Source organism: Marinomonas sp. 63XJN7_9_ISO-PGPR-S23-217, from assembly GCF_056173515.1.
The window spans coordinates 3,921,733-3,945,667 of the sequence record NZ_CM149678.1 but is presented as its reverse complement, the minus strand read 5'-3'; the positions used below and the strand labels follow the sequence as shown (position 1 = coordinate 3,945,667).

Below are 23,935 nucleotides of genomic sequence, written 5' to 3'. Positions count from 1 at the left end.
ACCATGAAATGAAAAAAAAGCGCTTACCGAAGTAAGCGCTTTTTTTATGTTGGTACCAGTAGGCGGACTCGAACCGCCACACCCGAAGGCAACGGATTTTGAATCCGTCGTGTCTACCAATTCCACCACACTGGCCTTGAAAAGGTGTTGCGTATTCTATGGTTTTTTATAACCCTGTCAACACTTTAGATGGAAAAAAGTTTAACTAATTGCTCTTAGAACATCGTTTGACCAAATCATCGCATCTAAAAAGGCTCGATTGTATTTTGCTCTGTTCTCTTTGCTGACCGTATCTGGTACAGATGCCTGATTATTTTCTATTCCCAAGGTGATTTTTAGATACTCACCTAGCTTGCCTTTATGGTCAAAAATCGCATCGATGATGTCTTGGCCAAGTGATACCTGCTCTAAAATTAAATGTTTTTCTATGCCATATAGTGCGTCAATGCCAGACATGGTACCGGTGATAAACGCCGTATCGCTCAGGCTTTTTTCATCTTGCTCAGCAAGTATCTGACAGCAACGACCCCGTGTTAATAGCATCTTCATTAATGCTTCTGAGCTTGATGACGATGAAGCAAGTGTGATGAGCAAAGCCCAGCGTTTGATTTGCACTAAACCAAGAAAAATCACCGCATCCTTAATGGATTCAACCCGTTTGCTAATACCGCAAAGTGGGCTATTTAAAATACGCAGTAATTGAAAAGACAATTTGGGACTTTGGGCGACCAACTCGGTTACTTTATTGATGCTAATGTCTTTATCTTGCAGCGCTGTCACTAGGCGTAAAGCGCTTTGCGTTGTTGAATCGATTTTCTTGCCTTTGATAGGAGAAGGGGATTGCAAAAAACAGCCTTGGAAGAGATCAAAGCCAATGTCTTTGCAAAGCTCAAACATACTTTGGTCTTCTATCTTTTCGGCCAATAAAATAAGCCCTCTTGCCTTGAGTTGGTTAATCTGCTCGCTAAACAGATTAGGCGATGTCAGTTTCACATCAATTTTAATGACGGAGATAAAGGGAAGCAGTGCTTCGTATTCCTCACTGAATTGATAATGATCCAGAGCGAAACGATAACCCGCCTGCCGCCAGCGTGAGACGGCCTCAATAAAGTCCTCGGAGATCACTTGATTCTCAACAATTTCAATATAAAGCGTGTTGGGATCAATGGGAATGAAGGCGTCTGATAGAATCAGCTCTGTTGTCATATTGACAAAAAAAGGCATGCGAATCTGGCTTTCAAGCTGATTGATGCCGATGCATAAATTGACCAACACTTGGCTGGTGGCACTGTTACCATCCGTTGGCTGTAGACCATCGCTGGCTTGGGTCGTGTGAGTGTCATCGCGAAACAATAGCTCGTAGCCAAACATCTCTCTATTTCTTTTGAAAATAGGCTGTTGGGCCATCATAAGCTCGTCTAGTGTGCTTGAAAATTCGCTCATAGGTTCTCTAAAACTACATCATTTGAAGAGAGGCTGTTGCACCATTTGATTAGTAGGAAATCGGTGCGGGCCAACACTTTGTTTACAATAGACTCAAAATGCCTTTATCCACCTGAAAAGTTGGCTTTAGCATCCTGCGTCGCCCTAAGACATACATCCTTACTGATGTCTGATGTTGATTTATCCACAATTAGTATAAAACCATGATAAATACTATGCAGCAATCGAGAGGGCTGTCGTTGCACGATTTATTCTTTTATGGGGTCACGAAGAGGAAAAAAGACAAGATCTTGTTTATTAAGGTATTAAAATGATTGACAGGGCGGTAAGTCATCAATAGAATCTTTCGCAGTTTTTTGGGGGTATAGCTCAGCTGGGAGAGCGCTTGCATGGCATGCAAGAGGTCTGCGGTTCGATCCCGCATATCTCCACCAACTTTTCTTCATAGAACATCTCAGGATACCTTATCCGATTCTATTCGGGGCTATAGCTCAGCTGGGAGAGCGCTTGCATGGCATGCAAGAGGTCAGCGGTTCGATCCCGCTTAGCTCCACCAATCCTTTATACTTCATTCTTCTTTAAAGTCAGCTATGTTTTTTGTTGTGAAGTGCTGTTTATTTAATAACCATCAAATTGACAGAGTTACCAAATATTAGTAGTTTTAAAGGGAAAATAGAGGGGGTATTATGCCGACGACCAGTATTGATTTAGGTGAGCATTTCACCAGCTTCATTGCAAATCTGAAAGAAACAGGCCGCTACCGTAACGCCAGCGAGGCTGTACGTGCAGGGTTGCGCTTGTTGGAAGAGCAAGAGGCCGAATATCAAGCCAAACTGGAAAACTTGCGCCAAGCTTTACAGGCTGGAGAAGAAAGCGGCGAAAGCACTCTGACTCACGCCCAAATCATCGCCCAAGCGAAAGCCAAGCTGAATGGTCAATAAAGCCTACACCTACTCAAAGCTTGCCGCACAAGACCTGATTGATATTTACCTCTACACCGCCCAGACGTGGGGTCAAAAGCAGGCCGATATTTACGACACAGGGCTTGAACGCGCGGTGATCTTATTGGCTGACAGTCCAAGCCTTGGACGTACCTGCGATGACATCAAAACAGGGTATCGCCGTTTTGAGCATGAGCACCACATCATCTTTTACAGAAAGCGTGAAAAGGATATTTTCATTATCCGCATCCTGCATAAGTCCATGGATATTCAACAGCATATATTAAGCTAGGCGACCATTCCCATAAAAAAACAAGCCTCTGCACCATCATCATGCAAGCCTTCGGCTACGCCACCGAAGCCCAAACCCTCGACTACCTTTACATACTTCCAGACGAAAATCGTGACCTATATCTAATCCTAGCGTTTTAAGAGCAAAAAACTGTGCAATAAGTTATGCGGAAGATTTGTAACTATACTATGCTGAAACAACAGCTTACGGCCCATAGCGGACATAGGTAAAATATCGACCTAGCTAATCATAAAATATTACCAGATTGAAAAGATATGATTTTTGAGCAATTTGCAACTGAAACAAGAAAACTGTGGAATACCTATTACGCTAATGTTGTCGAAGGATTAGCTAAGGGAACGGTGTACAGTAACAAGAAAATAGGCACTGGAAATGACGTAGTTATTTTTCCATCCATGTTGATAATGACCAATTGTGTTGATTATTACGTAGTAGAATTGGTTGGCGCAGTAAAAGACTTCAAACAACTCAAAATAAAAAAGTGTAAAGAAAGGTCAATTTTTCGATACCTAGGTCAATTTAATAATATTGATGAAAAAGGTTTGTTTGATCTCAATGGTGACTGTTTTTTTAGTGGCCTAAGTTTTGCTCTAAACGCTGATAAGAATAAAATGACAAATAGATTTCCTTTTCTTGATCTCTATCCGGATGGTTTAAATTCATCATTTCAATCTGGTAATATTTTTTCATTTCAAGATGGTTTTAAGTCATGCGCATTCAATAACTGTGTTCTTTTGAATAGCAGCAGCGGCATTCATAGATGTAAGAATATTTTAGGAGCTTACATTTTTAAAAAATCAGTGAATTCTCAAAAACTTTTAGAAACTTACACTGGTGGGCCAAATAAACATAAAATTAAACACATACGTGTTACTTCTATTGGAAATCAAGAAAAATTAATCGTTTCTGGACAGTTGCAAAGCATGTATTTGTTTCCGGCATTACATGAAACCACTATTGGTAATTTTTTAAATGAACATCCTGAAATCATAAAAAAAGCATTCAACACAACATATTTTATATATGAACCTTATTTAGAATGGATTGAACATGATGGCACCTGTGAAGATACCGCCATAAATCCTGACTTAATGCTTATGAGGCAGGATGGATTCTATGACATCTGTGATCTAAAAACAGCGGCACTTAAAAAGAAAAGGATCACAAAGGGCAAAAGAAGTCGAAGAAGGTTTATTGACTATGTAGAAGAAGGTGTTGCTCAACTTGCAAATTACGAAGAATACTTTTCTTATGAGAAGAATGCAGATCACGCTCTTAAAAAATATAGCATAAAAGTGAATAAGCCAAGATTGATATTGGTAGTAGGTAATGAAGATAATGTGTCCAATCAAGAAATAGCTCAGTCTAAAAGACGTTATCCAAATGTTGATATTATAGATTATGATACTTTGACGCAGTTATATATAGGATCAGTCTAATTAAGACTAAAATTCTTGCCAGATAAAAACATGGTTTTGATTAATCATGATTGTTATCAGCTAGTACATATTATACGAGCCTGTAACAGATTTAGTTTCAATGTTCGCTATTGGCCGAAAGACGACAGGTTGAGCTACTCAAGATGACACAAGCGCCAAACCTGAGCAGTTCATTCCAGCCTAATTCACCATTCCATTTTCCGCTTGTTCTTGGCCTTTACTTTATGAGCGTCATCGCTCAAGGATGTGTCCTTTAGCATCTCTTCCCAGTGGGCTAGGGTTTGGAATAATTGGTGTTCTTCTATTTCCGTAACTTCCACCAATCCTTTCCACTTTAAAGTCAGCAATGTTTATTGTTATGTATTGTGCTGTTTATTTATGACCAAGAGTCTTACTTGAGTGGTAGCCCAAAGAAGCGTCCTTCAACATCTCTTTCCCCTGTGTCAAAGTTTGCAATAATTGGTCTTCACCATTTCTGTCTGTTTCTTCAATCCATATAGACACTCAATTTTCTGCTTTAAAGCGCGCAAGGTTGGGCGATTTTTCCTATACTGTCCGCTTCGTTGTTTGTCTTAAATGACTGTTATTTCCTGAAAAAAGGGTTTGTGCATGTTCCAGCTTTACACCGGAAACCGTCTTGAAGATTTAGCGGTGCTTCTGGCGAAGATTCTCGCGCTGTCGCCCCCGGACAATCCGTTTGAGGATGAGCGTATTCTTGTGCAAAACCCTGGCATGGCCCAGTGGTTGAAGATGTTTTTAGCCGAGCAGCATAGTATCGCGGCGGGCATTGCCTTTCCTTTACCTTCTACTTTTGTTTGGCAAAGTTTTGCGCAAACTTTGTCTGATATCCCCGAGCAAAGTGAGTTTAATAAGCCTTTTTTGGTGTGGCGTTTGATGCGTTTGTTAGATCGACGTCTTGCTGAGGAGGAATTTCAGGCCCTTAGTTGGTATCTCGAAGAGGACGACAGTCAAGTACGTCGTTTTCAGTTGTGCAGTAGCATTGCGGATATTTACGACCAATATTTGGTGTATCGTCCGGATTGGATCAAATCTTGGGAAGGCGGGGAAGCGCAAGATCCGAAGCTAAAAGCCATCTTTGAGCAGCAACCTTGGCAAGCGATTTTATGGCGGGATTTGGTGGCCGATGTAGCGGAGCGCGGAACGTCCTTATATCACCGTGGTAATTTGATTGAAGCCTTGGCGGAGGCGGCCAGTTCTCGCCAGCGACCAGAAGACATGCCGTCGCGTATTTTTATCTTTGGTGTGTCTTCGTTGCCGCCGAATACGTTGGAGTCGCTTCGCGTGCTCGCGTCATCCGGTTGGATTGATATTCATCTCTTTCTGCAAAACCCTTGTCGTTTTTACTGGGGCGACGTGGTGGATAAACATTATATAGGTCGGGTGATTAAGCGCCAAACCCTGAAGCCTGGGTTGAGTATCGATACATTGCACTTGGAGGCCAATCCACTGCTCGCCAGTTGGGGGCGCCTTGGTCGTGATTACATCGCTCAGTTACAAGACATCGCCGATGGTGAGGTGGAAGTCTTCGAAGATTATCAATCCTCTCAACCGGATGAACCTGCCGAAACAAGTGGCTTATTACAGTGGGTACAGCAGGATGTGTTGACCCTAGAAAACCATGGATCGAAGGAGGAGCGGGAGCGCGATATACAAACCGCAGATTATCGCCATATGATTGCGTCTGACGATAAGAGTGTGCGAGTTCAGGTTTGTCATAGTCCGCTGCGTGAAGTGGAAGTGCTGCACGATCAGCTATTGGATATGTTCGAAAGCGATCCGACGCTGACACCGAAAGACATTATCGTCATGTTGCCTGACGTGAATACCTATAGCCCGTTTGTGAAGGCCGTCTTTGGTAGTGAAAAAAAGAGTGGCCATAGAAAAGGCCATGCCCAGCATATTCCTTTCGCCTTAATTGACCAGGCGGGCGGCATGGAAAACCCCATTGTCGATGCCTATTTGTATTTGCTTGGCTTAGGCGAAAGTCGCTTTACACTTTCCGAATTAATCAGCGTGTTAGAAGTACCAGCGGTTCTGGCACGGTTTGAATTAGAAGCCCATGAACTGGAGCGCATACGACAATGGGCAACAGAAGTGGGCATTCGCTGGGGCTTGGATAAGCATACGGCAGAGCGTCATGATTTGCCTCGTCAGGAGTCCCACACTTGGCTGAATGGAGTACGGCGGATGCTACTCGGCTACGCCATGGGACACGATCATATTTGGGAAAATACCTTAAGCTATGGCGATATTGAAGGATTAGAAGCGTCTGTTGCGGGTAAGTTGGCGGAGTTTTTAGCGGCCATTAATGAGGCACAAAGTCGATTAATGGACTCACTCACCCCCAAAGAATGGATAGAGACCTTATATCATTTGTGCGAACGCTTCTTCTTGGTGGAAGAGGATGATGCGTTTCCTACTTTGCTCAGTAAACAGTTAGATACACTGACATTGCAGTGGCAGCATGCCTATTTTACCGAGCGATTAGAGCAGCAAGTGGTCCGTCAGGTCTTGTCCCCCATGTTGCAAGAAGCACAAGGTGGACAACGCTTTTTGGCGGGGCGGGTGAATTTTTGTACCTTGATGCCCATGCGCTCTGTGCCATTTAAAGTCATTTGTGTATTAGGTTTGAACGAGGGGGATTACCCCCGCAGTGTGGCGCCTATGGGGTTTGATTTGATGGTAGGGGATTATCGCAGTGGTGACCGAAGTCGTCGTGAGGACGATAAATATCTGTTTCTTGAGGCGCTGATGTCGGCCCGTGAATGTTTTTATCTAAGTTATGTTGGGAGAAGCATTCGTGATAACAGCGAGAAAAATCCTTCTATTCTCGTGAGTGAATTATTGGAATATATGACACAAAGTTGCGTGTTTGCTGGGGATGAATTATTGCCTCCCGATGAGGCACAAACGGCCTTTTTAGAAAAACTCGTGACTGAACATCCGTTGCAGCCGTTTAACGCTCTTTATTACCATGATGGGAGCCAACATTCACGATTTTATAGCTTTAATGAACAGTGGCTGCCCGCGTTGTTGCATCGAGCCCAAGAGAGTCAGCCTTTGTCCTTAGCGCCTTTGGCTGCACAGGAGCAACCTCGTCTTGAGTTACCATTGGAGGAGTTATCACGTTTTATCGCCAATCCTGCTCGATATTTTACCCAGAGACGACTCAAAGCCTTTTTAACTCTCAAAGAGGAAGAGGAATTTGAAGACGAGCCTTTTGCATTAGAAGGGTTGTCGGGGTATTTGCTGCAATCCGAGATGTTAGAAGCGATGCTCAACGGCGACGAAGAAACTTTTTTTAAACGCTTACCATTAACGGGTGTATTGCCCTATGGGGCGTTTGGACGCTTGTCCTTGGCCCATTATCGCCAACAGTGCCAGCAATTGGTTGATGTATTACGAGGTTACTCGTTAGAAGACTGTGCACCGCTTGAGGTGAATTTGCGCACGGGATCGTTTGAGCTACAAGGTTGGCTGAAATTGGCGACACCGACAACACGTTTATCTTATCGAATTGGTGATCTAACCGCCAATCAGAAAATGCAAACGTGGATCGAACATTTGGCGTTGTGCGCACAGAGCACACCAAAACAGCATCATCTGATTAACTTATCTAAAACGGGCAAAATCGCTCAGTATGGCTTTATGATGCTGTCTCCCGCTGAAGCGACAGGGCACCTGAATACATTATTGGAGCTATTGCAGTTAGGTTTATGTGAGCCCATTCCTTTGCCCGCCAAAACAGCGGATGCTTGGTGTAAAAGTTACTGCGCCCTGAAAACGGCGGAGGACGAACAAGTCGCCTGGGAGCAAGCGGTAAAGCTTTACCAAGAAAGCAGCAGTGCGTTTACCAAGAGTGAAGTGGATGATGCCTATTGGCAGCGTTATTTCCCTTCTTTGCTGGATCAAAAAGAACGCTTCACGCATTTGTGCGAACAGGTCTGGTTGCCCATGCACCGTCATTTGGAGGGGCTGGAATGAGCGATATGCCGTCTGTGCAAGCGTTAGATGCGTTGACCTTTCCTTTGTATGGCAAGCGTTTGATCGAAGCCAGCGCCGGGACAGGTAAAACCTACACGATTGCCAATTTGTACTTACGCTTGTTGGTGCCCACCGGGCTGGAAGGGGACTTAGTTAAGCCTCTGACAGTGGATCAGATTCTGGTGGTGACCTTTACCGAAGCGGCCACAGCCGAGTTAAAAGCGCGTATTCGTGGGCGGATTCGAACGGCCCGTAAGGCTCTGATGCAAAACGAGACAAACGATGGCTTTTTAAAAGACTGGATCGAGCAAATGAGCCCTACGCTGCAAGCCGATGCCATCGAAAAGCTGCTCTATGCTGAAAAACAAATGGATGAGGCGGCGGTGTTTACCATTCACGGTTTTTGTCAGCGCATGTTGAGTCAGAATGCTTTTGAAAGTCGCATGTTGTTTCAGCAAACCATCGAAACAGACGAGCAAGCGCCCCTTTCTATGGCGGTCAAAGATGTATGGCGCAGTGAGTTTTACCCACTGGATGATGACAAGGCGGCGTTAATTAAGCCCATTTGGTCATCGCCAGACGCGTTACAAAAAGATTTATCACTATTGCAGAACCAGCCTGACGCCAAGTTGGTGTCCCCTGATTACGATTGGCAAGGGGCTTTAGTGGCGGCCCAAGAGGCCATCGAAAGAGTACGGGGAATGTGGCGCGAACAGTCCCAAGATATCATTAATGCGCTTGAAAACAGTGGCATTAAACGGACGTTTTGGCGCAAAGACCCATCTAAAGACATTCAGGCCATGACGCAATGGGCTCATTCTCCCCGTTTTGAGTTGGATAAATGTCTAGAAAAGTTTGATACCCATGAACATGCGACGCGGTTAAGTAAAAATGGTTCATTGCCAGCCCATGCTTTTTTCAGCGATGTTGCGCAGTTGCGAGAAATCTTCCCAGAGTCTGGGCGGCTGAAAGCCGTGTTGCTCGCCCAGTTGTGGGAGAAAACCAAAGAGCGTATGCAGCAATGGAAGCGTAGTACCCAATCGCTGACGTTTACCGACTTACTGACCTCGTTGGATGTGGCATTAGCGCAAGATACTACGGGCAAGCTGGCCGAGCGAATTCGCCACTTGTATCCGATTGCTCTGATTGATGAGTTTCAAGATACCGACGCTGTGCAATATCGGATTTTCTCAAGTGTTTATAAAGATGCTTCGCCAGAGGATAACCGACTTGGCTTGATTATGATTGGTGATCCCAAACAAGCTATTTATGCGTTTCGGGGAGCGGATATCTATACCTATTTGGCGGCCAAAAGAAGGGTCGATAATGTGTATTCTTTGGCGACCAATTACCGCTCGTCGGCGGCGATGATTCAAGCGGTGAATGCCTTGTTTTCCACACAAGACGAGCCGTTTCGAGTAAACGGCATTCCGTTTGTGCAAGTTCAGGATCGGGGCATTAAGGGAACCTTTATTCGCCAAGGTCAGCCTCAAGCGGCGTTGCAATTTTTATATCAGCATAGCGACGAACCAGTATCCAGCGCGCAATATCGTGCCATTATGGCGGAATCCTGTGCGGCCCATTTGCATGGGTTGTTGCTTGAAGGGCAAAGTCAGCAAACACGGATTGGTGACCAAGGGTTACGGCCAAAAGATGTGGCGCTTTTGGTGACAAATTTTAATCAAGCCAATGCCTTGAAAGAAGCGTTGCGCCGTCGAGGCATCCCCAGTGTTTATTTAAGTGATAAAGGCTCGGTGTTTGATACTGTGGAAGCGCGGGAGCTATTGATCGTGCTAACGGCGATACTTTCCAATGGACAAGAAATGAAAATGCGCTCGGCTTTGGCGACGGGCTTGGTTCGTTGGAGTTTAGAGGCGTTGGATACCCTTAATCACGACGATGTGGTGTACGAAAAGTGGGTGCAATCTTTTCAAGCGTATTTAGAGATTTGGGATAAGCAAGGATTGCTGCCGATGTTGCGAGAGTTTATGCAAGACGTGGACCTCGCACCGACCATGTTGGAGCAAGTGGGAGGCGAGCGGCGTTTAACGGACTTTTTGCATCTGACGGAAAAACTGCAACAAAAATCCCTCGAACTGGATTCCAAAGAAGGAGTATTGCGTTATTTACGTCTGTCGATTCAAAACCCGAATGGGGACAGCGATGAGCAGAAAATTCGCCTTGAAACTGATGCGGAGCTGGTGCGTATTGTCACCATCCATAAGAGTAAGGGCTTGGAATACCCGATTGTCTATTTGCCCTTTGCATTAACGCCATTTCAAGACAGAGGCAAGTCAGCGCTCTACCACGATGATCAGCAACAATTGTGGATTTCCATTGACCCTGATGAAGGGGAAAGCGAGCGCCATAAAGCCGAGTTGTATGCGGCAGAGATTCGTTTGGCTTATGTGGCGCTGACGCGATCTAAAGAAGCGTGTTTTATTGGGGCAATGGAGGTCGGTAAGGGTGCGACGCAAAAGCGAGAAGCAATTTGCGATGTGCATTTGAGCGGTGTCGGAGCCTTATTGTGTGAGGGGGAGCCGTTGGCGGCGGGGGATTTGCGATTGACCCTAGAGCGTTTATGCACGAGCTTCTCTCAAGAATCCCAAGAACATCAAGGGAGCCAAGCAGATCAAGCGCAAATGGCCCTAGTGACTTTACCGGATGACGCGCCAGAGTTGCCGCGTTTTGAAATGCTTCAAGCGGAGGTTAGTGGCCCCCATGCCCGTGAGTTTCGTGGTCGCATTGAGCGTGATTGGTGGGTGGGCAGTTACTCTTCCTTGGTGGTGGAGGCAAAAGAGCAGCACGATGAAAGTTTACCCGGTTTGGATGAAATGGCCCGCTTAAGCGATGTGTTTGAAGAGGATTTACTCATTGCCGATGAGCCAGTTGAACCTGTGCAAAACCGCTTTAGTTTTCCCCGTGGCGCCCAACCAGGGACCTTTTTACACGATACGCTAGAAGGCAAAGCTCTTCATGAGGTGATCTCCACCCCGAGTTTTAAAGACCTGCTGAAAGTGACCTACCAAGGTTTGATGGCGGACTATTTTCAGCGCCAAGGTTTCGGAGAATGGCAAGCGGTGTTGATGGACTGGCTATCTGACATGGTTAACACTGAGCTAATGCCAGGCGTGAGCCTTGGCCATTTAACGCCAAAACAGTGTCGTAAAGAGATGGAGTTTTTTATGCCCGTCAGCGGTATGAATGCTTTGCAATTGGATCGGATTGCGCGACGTTATGATCGGGTTTCTCAGTCGGCGCCGAGCATTCAGGATCGTCCCCTAAAAGGCATGCTAAAAGGCTTTATTGACCTGTTATTCGAATGGCAGGGGCGTTACTACGTGCTGGACTATAAATCGAATCATCTTGGTGATGCCTTCACCGATTACGATGCAAATGCCTTGGAGCATGCCATTGCCGAGCATCGTTACGACTTACAGTATCAGCTTTATACTTTGGCTTTGCATCGTTTACTGAAACAGCGTTTACCCAATTACGATTATGACACTCACATTGGTGGGGTGGTCTATCTGTTTTTACGAGGCATGACGCCTGGCTCGAATACTGGCATTTTTACAACGCGGTTAACGCGAGAGCATGTTGACGAACTGGATGTGTTATTCAGTAAACCAGCGACAAAAGAGGAGGGGCAGCTTGGACTCTTTTAACCAGTTAGACCTATTGGCGTCATTGGATGAGACGACAAGTGCTGAGCAAGATGTGCCGCAAACGCTTGGTTTGGCTCTGTGGCAAGAGCATGGCGTCTTGCGCCCCATCGATCGTCAATGGATAGAACAGCTGGCACGACATGCGGGGGAAGATCAGTATCCGTTACTGGTTGCTGGGGCTTTATGCAGTGCGTTTTTAGGGGCAGGACATATTTGTATTGATCTGGCGAAGGTTTGGAAAAAGCCACCAGAGGGCATCACCTCAGGACAGCTACAGGCTGAGTTAGCGCAATGTAATGTGCTATCACTCGCGTCTTGGTGTCAGGCCTTATCGTCGAGCGCGTTAATTGCGACATCAACCAAAGGCTCTGTGCCTGAAGGGGCGGAATGCCCCATGGTGCTCGCGGGTACTCGTTTGTACTTGTACCGTTACTTTCAGTATGAACAACAGGTATTAGCGTATTTACAACGACAGTCCAATGCGGAGCCGTTTGAGCCCGATGCCTTACTGATTGAGCAATTGTTTCCCGAGAAAAGCGCTGAGGTGAATTGGCAAAAGGTTGCTGTTGCGAACGCCGCCAGTTTGCCCTTTTCTGTGATCAGTGGTGGACCAGGGACGGGGAAAACAACTACGGTCACAAAATTATTGGCCCTGTTAGTGGCTCAGTCGGCGGCGCAAGATAAGCCGCTACGAATTGAATTGGCTGCGCCTACCGGGAAAGCCGCAGCACGCCTGACGGAGTCCATCTCTAACGCTAAAGCGAACTTGCCATTAAGCCATGAGATAAAACAGGCGATTCCTGAGCAAGCCAGTACCTTGCATCGTTTGTTAGGCAGCGATTTTGGCCGCAGTCGCTTTAAGCATCATAAAGAAAACCCTCTGCATTTGGATGTATTGCTGGTGGACGAAGTCTCCATGGTGGATTTGCCTATGATGGCAAAATTGATCGATGCCATGCCAACCCATGCCAGATTAATTCTACTAGGTGATAAAGATCAGTTGGCATCGGTCGAAGCGGGGAGCGTTTTGGGGGATGTGTCCTTAGGAATCGAGACTGCTTATTTTCAGCCAGATTGGGCGGCGCGTTTGACACAACTCACCGCAGAGAATGTCAGTCAGTTTGCAAACCCTGCCGCACCGCCAATCAGTCGGGCATTGACCTTGTTGCGAAAAAGCTACCGATTTGATGCGAATAGCGGCATTGGCAAGTTGGCGAAGTCGATGAACTCGGGGGATGTCAAAGGGGTGTTGTCGTGCTTACAGGCCAACTACCCCGATGTACACTGGCATGTGCCAGAAGAAGGACAAACCAAGCCGAATATCGCGGCCTTAGCGAAAGGTTATGATGCCTACTGGGAGGCGGTACGACAAAAACAGGATATCGCGAGCTTGTATAAGGTGTTTTCCTCTTATCAGGTACTCACTGCCGTACGTCAAGGGGAGTTTGGTGTGGAACTGGTGAATAAGCATATTGAGCAATATTTTTATCAACGAGGTCGGGTTCCAGATCCCCATGTTTGGTACCCAGGAAAAGCGGTGATGATCACGCGTAACGATGCGGTCTTAGGGCTGTTTAATGGGGACATCGGCTTGTGCATGCCGGATGAGTCTCAGCGATTACGGGTCTGGTTTATGCAACCGGACGGCTCCTTTACAGGGTTGCTGCCGAGTCGTTTGAGTGAATTTGAAGTGGTGTTTGCCATGACGGTTCATAAATCGCAAGGGTCTGAATTTGAAAGGGTTTCGCTTTTATTACCGATGACACCTTCTCCTGTTTTAACGCGAGAATTAATTTACACTGGTATCACTCGGGCGCGAAAAGAATTTTCCTTGTGGGGCGCCGCCAGCCTAGTGATGGCGGCGGCTCAAACGCGTATTGAGCGAAACTCTGGATTGCCAGAAGAACTTTGGTCGCATGCTTGATATTGGAAAAAACAACTCCATTATCTGGTTAATGTCCTCGGTTTTAGGCGTGTATAACCGAGTTTGAGATTGAGCGCTAACATTCTTGATATCACCTTTTTATGATAGGGTTAGCGCAATTTTTAACATGATTGAGTAGGAACAATGGCAAAAGAAATCGTTTTAACAGGTATCACAACTTCCGGCACTCCACACCTAGGTAACTATGTTGGTGCTATCCGACCTGCGATTGAAGCAAGCCGTCAAGAAGACACCGATGCTTACTTTTTTTTGGCTGACTATCACGCTTTGATTAAGTGTCAGGATCCAGCACGTGTTCAGCAATCTCGCCAAGAAATTGCCGCTACTTGGCTAGCATGCGGTTTGGACCCAGAGAAGGTAACGTTTTACCGCCAATCCGATGTGCCAGAAATTGCCGAACTGAATTGGCTACTCACTTGTGTTACGGCGAAAGGCTTGATGAATCGCGCTCATGCTTATAAAGGCGCAGTGGATGCAAACACAGCAGATAATCAAGATCCTGACTTTGGTATCACAATGGGATTGTTCTGCTATCCTATACTTATGGCGGCCGATATTTTGGCCTTTAATGCCAATAAAGTGCCTGTGGGGCGTGACCAAATCCAACATATTGAAATGGCTCGTGATATTGCAGGGCGTTTTAATCATTTATTTGGTGAGCATTTTGTGTTGCCTGAAGCGGTGGTGGGCGAAGAAGGGTCCATACTAAAAGGTTTGGATGGCCGCAAAATGAGTAAGAGTTATAACAATACGATTCCACTGTTTGAAACAGAGAAAAAATTACAAAAAGGCATTAATAAAATCAAAACGAATTTATTAGAGCCTGGTGAGCCAAAAGATCCAAACGACTCGACGGTGTTTGATATTTATAAGGCCTTCGCGACCCCTGAACAAACAGAGCAAATGCGTAAGCATTTTGCGGAAGGGATTGCGTGGGGCGAAGCGAAGAAAGAGTTGTTTAAGCTTGTGAATGATCAATTGGCTGAACCGCGTGAAAAGTATTTAGAGCTGATGGCAAACCCTGCTCACGTAGAGCAAGTGTTGCAAGCGGGTGGAGAGAAAGCGCGTGTTCATGCACGCAAGCGTATCGCCGATTTGCGAAATGCCGTTGGTTTAGTGAATTTTAAATAACCGGAGAAGTTCCATGAAAACATCTGTATATGCCTTATTGATGGCATTTGTTCTGGCATTAGGCGTTGGTGGCTTTAGCGCCGACGCAAATGCCAAAAAATTTGGTGGCGGGGGAAGTTTTGGTAAAAGCTTTTCCAGTTCTAAATTTAAAAGTAGTAAAAATTCAGACGGGGCCTTTAGCAGTAACAAATCAACCAGTAATACCCAACAAGGTAAACGAGGTGGCTTTTTAGGTGGCCTTGGTGGTGGCTTGTTAGGCGGTTTATTGGTAGGTGGTTTGTTTGCGTCTATCTTCGGCGGCGCCTTTCACGGCATCTCCTTTGGCGATATTCTGCTGTTTGCCTTGATCGGCTTTTTGATTTACAAGTTTTTTATTGCGCCCAAACGTCGTGCTGCACAAGAATCAGCAGGCAACGGTATGTACCGTGATGCCTATAATGGCTCACAAGATGGCGTTCAACCAGGCCCTGGTGCTATGGGGGCAGGCTTTTCTGGTGAACCAGAGATCCAATTGCCACCAGGCTTTAATGAACAGGCGTTTGTGGCAGAAGCCAAAAACCACTATATTATTTTACAAAAAGCGTGGGATGATAATAACTTCAATACAATACTGGATTATGTCAGCCCTGAAATTTACAACATGTTGGTTAAAGAAAGGGCTAAATACGGCGATAACAAACCTCGTACAGAGGTCGTTTCTTTGATGGTAGAGTTGGTTCGTGGCGAAATAATCGGCTCTGTAGCTTCTATTTCCTTGAGGTTTACAGGCTGGATTAAAGAAGGCGATGAAACCTCTGATACTAATGAAATTTGGCACTTAGAAAAAAACATGTCAGATGCGAAAAGCAATTGGACGATTGTTGGTATCCAACAAGATCACTAAACAAGATAACCAATTGTTACATGAATCTGCACGAAAACCTCAGCCGATATGTCTAAACTGGTCATATCGGTTGTTTCGTTTACTATCTTAATTTAATTGTATATGGATGTGAGCCATGTCTGAATTAGCGCCTATTAAAGAGTCCGGCAAAAACATTGCAGTGGAAGGAAAGAAAGGGGAATTACTACAGTACCTTACCTTTAAGCTTATTGACGAGACCTATGGTATTAACGTCATGCAGATTAAAGAAGTACTTCGTTACAGTGAAATTGCACCGGTACCAGGCGCACCCTCCTATGTACTTGGTATTGTGAATCTACGTGGTAACGTTGTAACGGTGGTTGATACCCGTGTTCGTTTCAGTTTGCCAGAATGTACCATTACAGATGACACGCGTATTATTATCGTTGAACACGATGGTGAGCAGATCGGTCTTCTAGTGGATGCCGTTCAAGAAGTCTTTTATTTATATCAAGGCGAAATCGAGCAAAGCCCGAGCGTGGGTAACGATGAAGCTTTAATGTTTATTCAGGGTGTTTACCAAAAAGATGAAGAATTGGTGATCTTGCTGGAATTGGATCGTATGTTTGAACGCAATGATGCCCTTGGCATCGAAGCCATGTAATAACACAGCGTTTAGACACAGAGTTCACGTCATATTGCGTGACATAGAAACCATGCCGACCAAGCATGGTTTTTTTATGTCAGACGTTTATGTGAGTGGTACCGTTTTCCGCGTTCGCTTTATTCGATCACATCGATTCTATATGTGTTCACATAGCCTATTGGGAATAACTTAACGTTCCCAATAGGCTTCTTCTAGGCTGTCTTCTCTTTCTGGTAAACCACGTGATAAGCGCGGCGCGTTTTGCGCCAAAATCTCATAGCTGACTCGGTTGGAATATTTACAAATTTGCGCAAACGATGAATACGCTAAGAAGGGCGCTGTGTGTTTGCTGGAATTGGGCAAGGTTTCTCGATGGAAATGATTGGCTGAGATATCGTGCAATAAGGCAGATAACGCGCCGTCTCCTGCGCCGTTAGTGTTACGTATTTTTTCGGGCCCACCCATGTATGGGTCAATGTGTGAAAAGACCTTAACAGGGTTCTTACAGGCTTTTAACGGCATCGGACGACTGAATTCCCAGCGATTAAAATCCGCTATGCTGCCAGATTTTATGGGGTTAGTGGTTTCGCGCTTCAAATCGCTTTCTGTATGACCACATAGATATAAACCCTCAGGTCCCGCTGTGAGCAAGACAATATCGACGTAATCCAGAATCGCATCAGCGGCTTTGAGCGGATCAGAAAAGCCGGTGAGGGCTTCCGCTTCTAATTCATTCATGGCAAGAACATTAACGTACTTTTTGATGATCTCAAGCAGTTCATCGTGATGATCGACCACTACATGCTTCGTCCCTAGGGTTAGCACGGTGGGTATATGGTGACGATGGGCGTACTCTAAGGCGGTTAACATGGCTTGTTTAATGGGCTTGCCATCATGACGTAGAGGGTAAGCGCAGCTCACAAAGGCCGCCGCCCCTGCAATGATTTGCTCAGGGATATGGTCTGTGTCTAGCTCATCCATATCACCAGGGGCTATCGCGAAGGTGCGTTCTCCATCTGGGGTAATCAAGGTAATACCGCCACCAATGTTGCCAGGCACGCCTTGAAGATGGTTCATGTCTACTTTGCTGCTGGTATGACAAATATAATGGTAGGCGGGAGAGCCAAGTTTGATATTGGATGACATCACGCCTAATAAGACAGACTTATCATCCGCAAGGACCGAGTAGTTGTGAATGGTGTTGCCGATGGTGCCGCCAGCAAAATGATCTGAAATGCATTTCTTTTCAGTCAACTCGTGGTAGATAGCTGTTGCCGTTTTTTCATCCACAAGATTGGATAATCCCTTGTGGATATTAAATTTGTCTAGGAATTCGTCTGTAACATTGGCAATAACGTCGACAATGGTTTCATCTAGCCCGACAATATAGGTATCTTTGTCGGGACGCACCTCGGAAGTAGGCAAGACGGGTTTGGTTTCAGAAACGGGAAAGTAGTGTTTGATCTTGCGTCTGCCAGGAAATTTCATTTAGGTGTCCGATGGTTAAATAAGCCCATAATTTTAGCAAAGAGTAAGGGAAAAATGAACGAATCTCAGCTTGAACGCTACAGTCGACAGTTACTATTGAGCAATTTTGACGTGGAAGGGCAGATGGCTCTTTTTGAATCGACCATTTTAGTGATTGGTCTTGGTGGATTGGGGAATATTGCAGCTACCTATTTGGCCAGTGCTGGGGTTAAAGAATTGATATTAGCAGATGGTGATACGCTTGAGTCCAGCAATTTGCCTCGTCAGGTACTCTATGCTGATACGCAACTAGGGTTAAACAAGGCGGCGGCGGCCAAGGCTCAGTTGGCGGTGAAAAATACTGATGTGACGCTTACCGTTTTACCCGATCGTTTGGAAGGTGAACGGTTACATCAAGCGATTGAACGGGCCAATGTGGTACTGGATTGTACGGATAATTACACCGCACGACAGGCCATTCACCGTGCTTGTTTAGCGGCTAAAAAACCACTAGTGAGCGCCGCGGCGATTCGCTGGGAAGGGCAGTTAGTGAGTTTTTTATACGATCAGAAAACGTTTCCTTGCTATGAGTGTTTGTATCCAGATATGTCAGACGCCCAGCTCAATTGTAGTCAAAGTGGGGTAATTGGCCCTGTGGTTGGTTCCCTTGGGGTGCTGCAAGCCTTGGATGCACTAAAAATAGCCAGTGGTTGTGGCCGTGTTGAGCATGGTCTATTGAAGATATTCGATGGTTTTGCAGGGCACTGGCGTGAAATGCGATTGACAAAAGATCCGCAATGCCAGACATGCCAATCTTGAAAACACATAGAACGCCCCTATGTTAGTTATTAACAATTTTTGCTAATAGTTTTGTTCTATATTGGTTAGAATTCGTCACATGAAAAGATGCTGGTTCAATAGCTAGCAGGATGTCCGTTTACAGGAGCAATGAAATGAGCGATGTGAAACACGCTAAGTTAATGATTTTGGGTTCCGGCCCAGCAGGCTATACGGCCGCAGTATACGCAGCACGTGCGAATTTAAACCCTGTAATGATTACTGGTATGCAAATGGGTGGGCAATTAACCACCACAACGGAAGTAGACAATTGGCCAGGTGATGATCAAGGTGTTCAAGGCCCTGAGCTAATGGAACGCATGCGCAAACACGCAGAACGTTTTGAAACAGAAATTATTTTTGATCATGTGAATAAAGTCGATCTGAAAAACCGTCCTTTCCGTTTAGAAGGTGACAGCGGCGTTTATACTTGTGACGCACTGATTATTGCCACCGGAGCAAGTGCTCAGTATCTGGGCATGGAAAGTGAAGCGAAATTCATGGGGCAAGGTGTATCGGCCTGTGCAACGTGTGACGGTTTTTTCTATCGTAATCAAGACGTGGCGGTCGTCGGTGGTGGTAATACAGCGGTTGAAGAAGCGCTATATTTAGCCAATATTGCGAAGACAGTGACGGTTATTCACCGTCGTGACAAGTTCCGCTCTGAGAAAATCTTGTCTGACAAACTGTTGGAAAAGGCCAAGAACGGTAATGTGAAAATTGAATGGTATTCTGAGTTAGATGAAGTACTAGGTGATGATGCTGGTGTCACTGGTGTTCGCATTAAGAATAACCAAACAGGCGAAAAGAAAGAGTTGAATGTCGCTGGTTTGTTTGTTGCCATTGGTCACAAACCTAACACAGACATCTTTGAAGGCCAGCTGGATATGAAAGACGGCTACATCAAGGTACAAACGGGTTCTCACGGTAATGCCACTCAGACGAGCGTAGAGGGCGTTTTTGCGGCGGGTGATGTGTCTGATCATATTTACCGTCAAGCCATTACATCCGCTGGTACTGGCTGTATGGCAGCACTAGATGCCGAGCGTTTCTTAGATTCGCAAGCCTAATACGGCTTTTTTGCACACCCTGATGGGCTATGTCTTTGTCATGTTGTGTGTTGAGACCTAATGAAGCGTAAGCACTGAGCATAAAAAAACCGATCTTGAGATCGGTTTTTTTGCTTTAGCATTGTAAAAGCAAATTACTTAGCGTTAAACGCTTCGATGCCTTCAACAATGGCTTTTTTCGCTTCTTCGATGCCAGCCCAACCTTCAACTTTTACCCACTTGCCTTTTTCAAGGGTTTTGTAGTTTTCGAAGAAATGTTCGATTTGGTCGCGAAGCAGTTGAGGAATGTCTTGTACGTCTTGGATATGACCGTACTCTTTGCTTAGTTTCTCGTGAGGAACCGCAACCAATTTAGCATCCATACCTGCTTCGTCAGACATGTTTAGCACACCAACTGGACGGCAGCGAATAACAGAACCTGCTACCACTGGGTAAGGAGTGATAACCAACACGTCAACTGGGTCGCCATCATCTGACAAGGTGTTGTTGATGTAGCCATAGTTGGCTGGGTAAAACATAGGTGCCGTCATAAAGCGGTCTACCACCAAAGCGTCCATGTCGTGGTCCACTTCGTATTTTACAGGTGTGCTTTGAGCAGGAATTTCGACGATCACATTGATGTCATTTGGGGCATCTTTGCCCGCAGGAATTGTATTGTAGCTCATTGTTTTATCTTCCAATGGTTGTAAAAATGGTTGTAACTATGTCCGGCATTATAAAAGCTCACTATGTAGGATGCCAGTTATCAAATCCCCAGACTCGATAAATATTTGCCCAATATTGCAAAAAAAGCGCATTAATTGCCCTTTGATCTCTTTAAGTGATTGCTTTCTTTCTAAATTTAGCTAGTCTTACTATGTGATCAAAATATAGTCGCGGAGACGAGAATGACGAAATCTGAGCTGATAGAGTTGTTAATCGATCAGCAATCACATTTGCCAGTGAAGGATGTAGAGCAAGCCATCAAAACTATGCTTGATCATATGTCCGATTCTTTGGCGAATGGTGAGCGCATCGAGATCAGAGGTTTTGGTAGTTTTTCCTTGCACTACCGTGCACCTCGAATAGGTCGAAACCCGAAGACTGGAGAGTCTGTTGAGTTATCTGCTAAGTATGTCCCTCACTTTAAACCGGGAAAAGAATTGCGAGAGTTGGTGAACTCCCCGGATGATGGTGTTAACGAACTCAACTAAATTTACATCTTTATACCTCGAATTTTCTTAGCTATGACGGCATAATGTCGCCATTCTAATTTAGTAGGTTGCTTTATGCTTAAATGGCTGAAAAGGGTTGTATTAATCATTCTGATTGTCTTTTTTCTGGCTGTCGGTGTGTTTTTTGCCATCCGAAATCCACAGCTTATTCGCCTTGACCTTGTTTTTTGGCAAGGGCCAGAGTTGAGTGTTGCGCTTTATTCGATTTTATCTTTCTCTTTTGGGGCTTGTGTTGCCTTGTTGGTAAGTTCGATTAGTTATTTACGTTCAGAGCGTCAGGTTCGTTTGCTGAGCAAGCGCCTTGATAAGGCAACTAAGGAATTGGATCAATTACGCAAAGCGTCCATTACCCAAGAATTGTCTTCAGGGAAGGAGTAGCGGCGTTGACCGAAGTTGGGTTATTTATTGTTCTATTTGTCGCGCTTTTTATCGGCTGGGCAATGGGGCGAAAAAATCCGGCGAAAAAGCCAAAGCGTGAAAAGAAAAACGTTCCACCTGATTATTTCCGAGGCCTGAATCACCTTTTAAATGACCAGCAATCCGAAGCCATCGATGCGTTTGTTGAGTCGTTAGAAATTAACTCCGATACGTTTGATATTCATTTAACGTTGGGTAGTTTGTTTCGCAAAAAAGGTGAAATACAAAAAGCCATTAATGTTCATCAAAGTTTGTTAGCGCGTCCTGAAATATCGTCGCGAGAAATGCGCATGGTGCAATTAGAACTGGCCAGTGATTTTATGTCGGCGGGTCTATTGGATCGTGCCAGTCGATTATTGCTCAACATGGCAACTGCCTCTCGTAAAAGTGAGTTTCATCCCAAAATTTTAACCCTGCTGGTGGATCTATACGAATTTGAGCAAAGCTGGGATAAGGCTATTCAAATTGGTACCGAACTGGTCAAAGACTCGCCGAATAAAAAAGAAATCAAACGCTTGGCGCACTTTCATTGTGAGATGGCGCAAACGTTGTTTAAAAAAGATCAGCCAAAAGAAGCTTATCAACATTATAAACAAGCCTTGGGAGTAGACCCCAGTTGTGTTCGGGCAAGTATTGGAGCCGCTGATGTACTGAGTAGTCAGCGACGTTACCGAGATGCCATTAAAGAGCTAAAGCAAGTGGCTGAACAGGATGCGGAATACATTTCTGTGGTGATCCCCAAGCTAAAAGATTGTTATCAACGGGTGTGGGGCAGTAGTGGTTTTGTGAAGTTTCTACAAGAGCAAAACCAGAAAAAGCCTTCAGCGGCGCTTATCTTGGCATTGGCTGAACATTACATGGTAGACGACAAAGAATATGCCGAAATGTTTATGGTTGAGCAAATGCGCTCCCATCCCACGGTAAAAGGCTTTAAAGCGCTTATCAGCTTGCAAATGGATTTATCCCGTGGGCAGAATCAACAGCACCTTGAAGTATTGTATGAGCTGATTGACCAGCTTGCTAATTCCAAGCCGCAATACCAATGTCGCCAATGTGGTTTTTCTGGTTATCAACTGCATTGGCAATGCCCTAGTTGTAAAAACTGGGGGACGGTAAAGCCCATACACGGTTTGGAAGGCGAATAATTTTATTAAAAATGGGCGGATTTTACTGTTCGTCGCCAATCAATTAACAGACATTGAACCAATATCTAGTCGTAAAAAAGAGGATGATAAATGAGCTGCCAATCCCCTATAGTGGTTGCCCTAGACTACCCAACCATGGCGCAATCTCTTGAGATGGCGAAACGCCTCGACTCAAGCCAATGTCGAGTGAAAGTGGGCAAGGAACTGTTTACCACTGCAGGCCCTGCCATTTTAGACGAACTCCATAAACTGGGGTTTGAGATTTTCTTAGATCTGAAATTTCACGATATTCCAAATACCGTGGCTAATGCCGTGTGTGTAGCAGCAAAAGCGGGGGTTTGGATGGTCAACGTCCATGCTTCTGGTGGTCGCCGTATGATGGAAGCCTCAGCCAATGCCTTGCAAAAATTGGATCATAAAACCTTGCTGATTGCAGTGACCGTCCTGACTAGCATGGATCAGTCTGATTTAATCGAAGTGGGGATTGATCTAACGCCTGAGCAACATGTGAAACGTCTCGCAAGGCTGGCTCAGTCGTCTGGTATGGATGGTGTGGTTTGCTCAGCGCAGGAGTCTTCTATCTTATCATCAGAGCTTGGTAAGGACTTTGTATTGGTGACACCAGGCATTCGTCCAGCGGGTTCCGAGCAGGGAGACCAAAAGCGCATTATGACCCCCACGCAAGCCATGGCAGCGGGAAGTCATTATTTAGTAATGGGACGACCTATCACTCAAGCGGCGGATCCGATTGCGGTATTAACACAAGTCAACCGTGAGCTTGGTGTTTGTTAATATAGGCTGTAAATAATACATAACGCCTGTCTTGTCATCTTGTTGGTAAGACGAGGATTATAGAAAAGGGGCGGCACATTGCCCCTTGAATTGAATGAAAAAAGCTTTTACCCTAAAAACGATCCGGACGTTTCATTACGTTCAGGATCGTTTTTTTATTGGCTGGATGCCGAATATTAACCAACAAAAAGGATGTTATTATGACCTCGTTGTCTTTTTTACGCGCGCTACTTTTCCGTTCTCTGCTTCTGCTTGCTTTGTCTCCTATGGCTCTGTTTGCCGCAACCCCTTTAAATATTAACGTGGCAACGGCCGATCAACTGGCAGCCGTCATGTCTGGTGTGGGTGAGAAAAAAGCACAGGCAATTATTGATTATCGTAAAGAACACGGAGCGTTCAAATCGGTTGATCAGCTTGTGAAGGTGAAAGGTATTGGCGAGGTATTGCTAGAGCGCAATAAAGCGTTACTGCAAGTAGCGAGTCCTGCAAATATGGAAAGTGCGTCCTCTAAGCAGTAACCCATGAGGCTTTGTTGATCATACTAATGTATCGACATTGCTAAAAAAACCAAGCCCTGCATGGTTTGAAAATAACCGGAAGAGCTTGGTTTTTTTGTGT

19 protein-coding genes and 3 tRNA genes are annotated in these 23,935 nt (G+C 45.2%); 18 read left to right on the top strand and 4 right to left on the bottom strand.

Annotated elements, in window-relative coordinates; genetic code table 11:
* Window positions 1-50: 50 nt before the first annotated feature.
* Both AC0VYI_RS18350 and AC0VYI_RS18345 read right to left on the bottom strand, forming a co-directional pair.
* Window positions 51-135, bottom strand: a tRNA-Leu gene (locus AC0VYI_RS18350).
* Between the two features lie 66 nt (window positions 136-201).
* Complete coding sequence (locus tag AC0VYI_RS18345; protein WP_475444691.1) at window positions 202-1,443, bottom strand: EAL and HDOD domain-containing protein; 1,242 nt, start codon at window positions 1,441-1,443, stop codon at window positions 202-204.
* A 358-nt stretch (window positions 1,444-1,801) separates the two neighbouring features.
* Between AC0VYI_RS18345 and AC0VYI_RS18340 the strand changes: the two genes are divergently transcribed.
* The 11 genes from AC0VYI_RS18340 to AC0VYI_RS18290 all read left to right on the top strand — a co-directional run bounded on the left by AC0VYI_RS18340 (window position 1,802) and on the right by AC0VYI_RS18290 (window position 16,393).
* Window positions 1,802-1,877, top strand: a tRNA-Ala gene (locus AC0VYI_RS18340).
* A gap of 46 nt (window positions 1,878-1,923) precedes the next feature.
* A tRNA-Ala gene (locus tag AC0VYI_RS18335) sits at window positions 1,924-1,999 on the top strand.
* Window positions 2,000-2,129: 130 nt separating this feature from the next.
* Window positions 2,130-2,384, top strand: a complete 255-nt coding sequence (locus AC0VYI_RS18330) for a type II toxin-antitoxin system ParD family antitoxin (protein ID WP_067013994.1) — start codon at window positions 2,130-2,132, stop codon at window positions 2,382-2,384.
* Window positions 2,374-2,676 carry a type II toxin-antitoxin system RelE/ParE family toxin gene (locus AC0VYI_RS18325; protein WP_475444690.1) on the top strand — a complete coding sequence of 101 codons (303 nt, stop codon included), beginning with the start codon at window positions 2,374-2,376 and terminating at the stop codon, window positions 2,674-2,676. Before AC0VYI_RS18330 ends, AC0VYI_RS18325 begins: the two co-directional genes overlap by 11 nt.
* Before the next feature lie 275 nt (window positions 2,677-2,951).
* On the top strand, window positions 2,952-4,136 hold the full coding sequence (locus AC0VYI_RS18320; RefSeq protein ID WP_475444689.1) for a Shedu anti-phage system protein SduA domain-containing protein: 1,185 nt from the start codon (window positions 2,952-2,954) through the stop codon (window positions 4,134-4,136).
* A 609-nt stretch (window positions 4,137-4,745) separates the two neighbouring features.
* Window positions 4,746-8,141, top strand: coding sequence for an exodeoxyribonuclease V subunit gamma (gene recC, locus AC0VYI_RS18315; RefSeq protein WP_475444688.1), 3,396 nt, complete (start codon window positions 4,746-4,748; stop codon window positions 8,139-8,141).
* Complete coding sequence (gene recB, locus AC0VYI_RS18310) at window positions 8,036-11,809, top strand: exodeoxyribonuclease V subunit beta (protein WP_475444687.1); 3,774 nt, start codon at window positions 8,036-8,038, stop codon at window positions 11,807-11,809. Before recC ends, recB begins: the two co-directional genes overlap by 106 nt.
* Window positions 11,796-13,733, top strand: coding sequence for an exodeoxyribonuclease V subunit alpha (recD, locus tag AC0VYI_RS18305; protein WP_475444686.1), 1,938 nt, complete (start codon window positions 11,796-11,798; stop codon window positions 13,731-13,733). The genes recB and recD overlap by 14 nt, the downstream gene beginning before the upstream one ends.
* 144 nt (window positions 13,734-13,877) lie before the next feature.
* On the top strand, window positions 13,878-14,885 hold the full coding sequence (locus tag AC0VYI_RS18300; RefSeq protein WP_475444685.1) for a tryptophan--tRNA ligase: 1,008 nt from the start codon (window positions 13,878-13,880) through the stop codon (window positions 14,883-14,885).
* Between the two features lie 13 nt (window positions 14,886-14,898).
* Window positions 14,899-15,768, top strand: coding sequence for a Tim44 domain-containing protein (locus tag AC0VYI_RS18295; RefSeq protein WP_199477125.1), 870 nt, complete (start codon window positions 14,899-14,901; stop codon window positions 15,766-15,768).
* Between the two features lie 115 nt (window positions 15,769-15,883).
* Window positions 15,884-16,393, top strand: a complete 510-nt coding sequence (locus tag AC0VYI_RS18290) for a chemotaxis protein CheW (protein ID WP_067014012.1) — start codon at window positions 15,884-15,886, stop codon at window positions 16,391-16,393.
* A 171-nt stretch (window positions 16,394-16,564) separates the two neighbouring features.
* Here the strand turns inward: AC0VYI_RS18290 and AC0VYI_RS18285 are convergent, their stop codons facing one another.
* Window positions 16,565-17,863: an inosine/guanosine kinase gene (locus tag AC0VYI_RS18285; RefSeq protein ID WP_475444684.1), complete on the bottom strand. Its 1,299-nt coding sequence runs from the start codon at window positions 17,861-17,863 to the stop codon at window positions 16,565-16,567.
* 54 nt (window positions 17,864-17,917) lie between these two features.
* Between AC0VYI_RS18285 and AC0VYI_RS18280 the strand changes: the two genes are divergently transcribed.
* Together AC0VYI_RS18280 and trxB are read left to right on the top strand one after the other, a co-directional pair.
* Window positions 17,918-18,661: a HesA/MoeB/ThiF family protein gene (locus AC0VYI_RS18280; protein ID WP_475444682.1), complete on the top strand. Its 744-nt coding sequence runs from the start codon at window positions 17,918-17,920 to the stop codon at window positions 18,659-18,661.
* 134 nt (window positions 18,662-18,795) lie between these two features.
* Window positions 18,796-19,749, top strand: coding sequence for a thioredoxin-disulfide reductase (gene trxB, locus AC0VYI_RS18275; protein ID WP_067014018.1), 954 nt, complete (start codon window positions 18,796-18,798; stop codon window positions 19,747-19,749).
* A gap of 134 nt (window positions 19,750-19,883) precedes the next feature.
* Here trxB and ppa read toward each other — a convergent pair whose 3' ends face one another.
* Window positions 19,884-20,414, bottom strand: a complete 531-nt coding sequence (gene ppa, locus AC0VYI_RS18270; protein ID WP_067014020.1) for an inorganic diphosphatase — start codon at window positions 20,412-20,414, stop codon at window positions 19,884-19,886.
* A gap of 204 nt (window positions 20,415-20,618) precedes the next feature.
* Here ppa and ihfB point away from each other — a divergent pair, with 204 nt between their 5' ends.
* The 5 genes from ihfB to AC0VYI_RS18245 all read left to right on the top strand — a co-directional run bounded on the left by ihfB (window position 20,619) and on the right by AC0VYI_RS18245 (window position 23,835).
* On the top strand, window positions 20,619-20,942 hold the full coding sequence (gene ihfB / locus AC0VYI_RS18265; protein ID WP_325097300.1) for an integration host factor subunit beta: 324 nt from the start codon (window positions 20,619-20,621) through the stop codon (window positions 20,940-20,942).
* A 75-nt stretch (window positions 20,943-21,017) separates the two neighbouring features.
* Window positions 21,018-21,341 (top strand): lipopolysaccharide assembly protein LapA domain-containing protein, encoded by a 324-nt coding sequence (locus AC0VYI_RS18260; protein ID WP_199477121.1) that lies wholly within the window; start codon window positions 21,018-21,020, stop codon window positions 21,339-21,341.
* 5 nt (window positions 21,342-21,346) lie between these two features.
* Entirely contained in the window at window positions 21,347-22,525 is a 1,179-nt protein-coding gene (gene lapB / locus AC0VYI_RS18255) for a lipopolysaccharide assembly protein LapB (RefSeq protein WP_199477120.1), read from the top strand.
* Window positions 22,526-22,615: 90 nt separating this feature from the next.
* Window positions 22,616-23,317 (top strand): orotidine-5'-phosphate decarboxylase, encoded by a 702-nt coding sequence (pyrF, locus tag AC0VYI_RS18250; RefSeq protein WP_475444681.1) that lies wholly within the window; start codon window positions 22,616-22,618, stop codon window positions 23,315-23,317.
* Window positions 23,318-23,517: 200 nt separating this feature from the next.
* On the top strand, window positions 23,518-23,835 hold the full coding sequence (locus AC0VYI_RS18245) for a ComEA family DNA-binding protein (RefSeq protein WP_475444680.1): 318 nt from the start codon (window positions 23,518-23,520) through the stop codon (window positions 23,833-23,835).
* The last annotated feature ends 100 nt before the right edge of the window (window positions 23,836-23,935 follow it).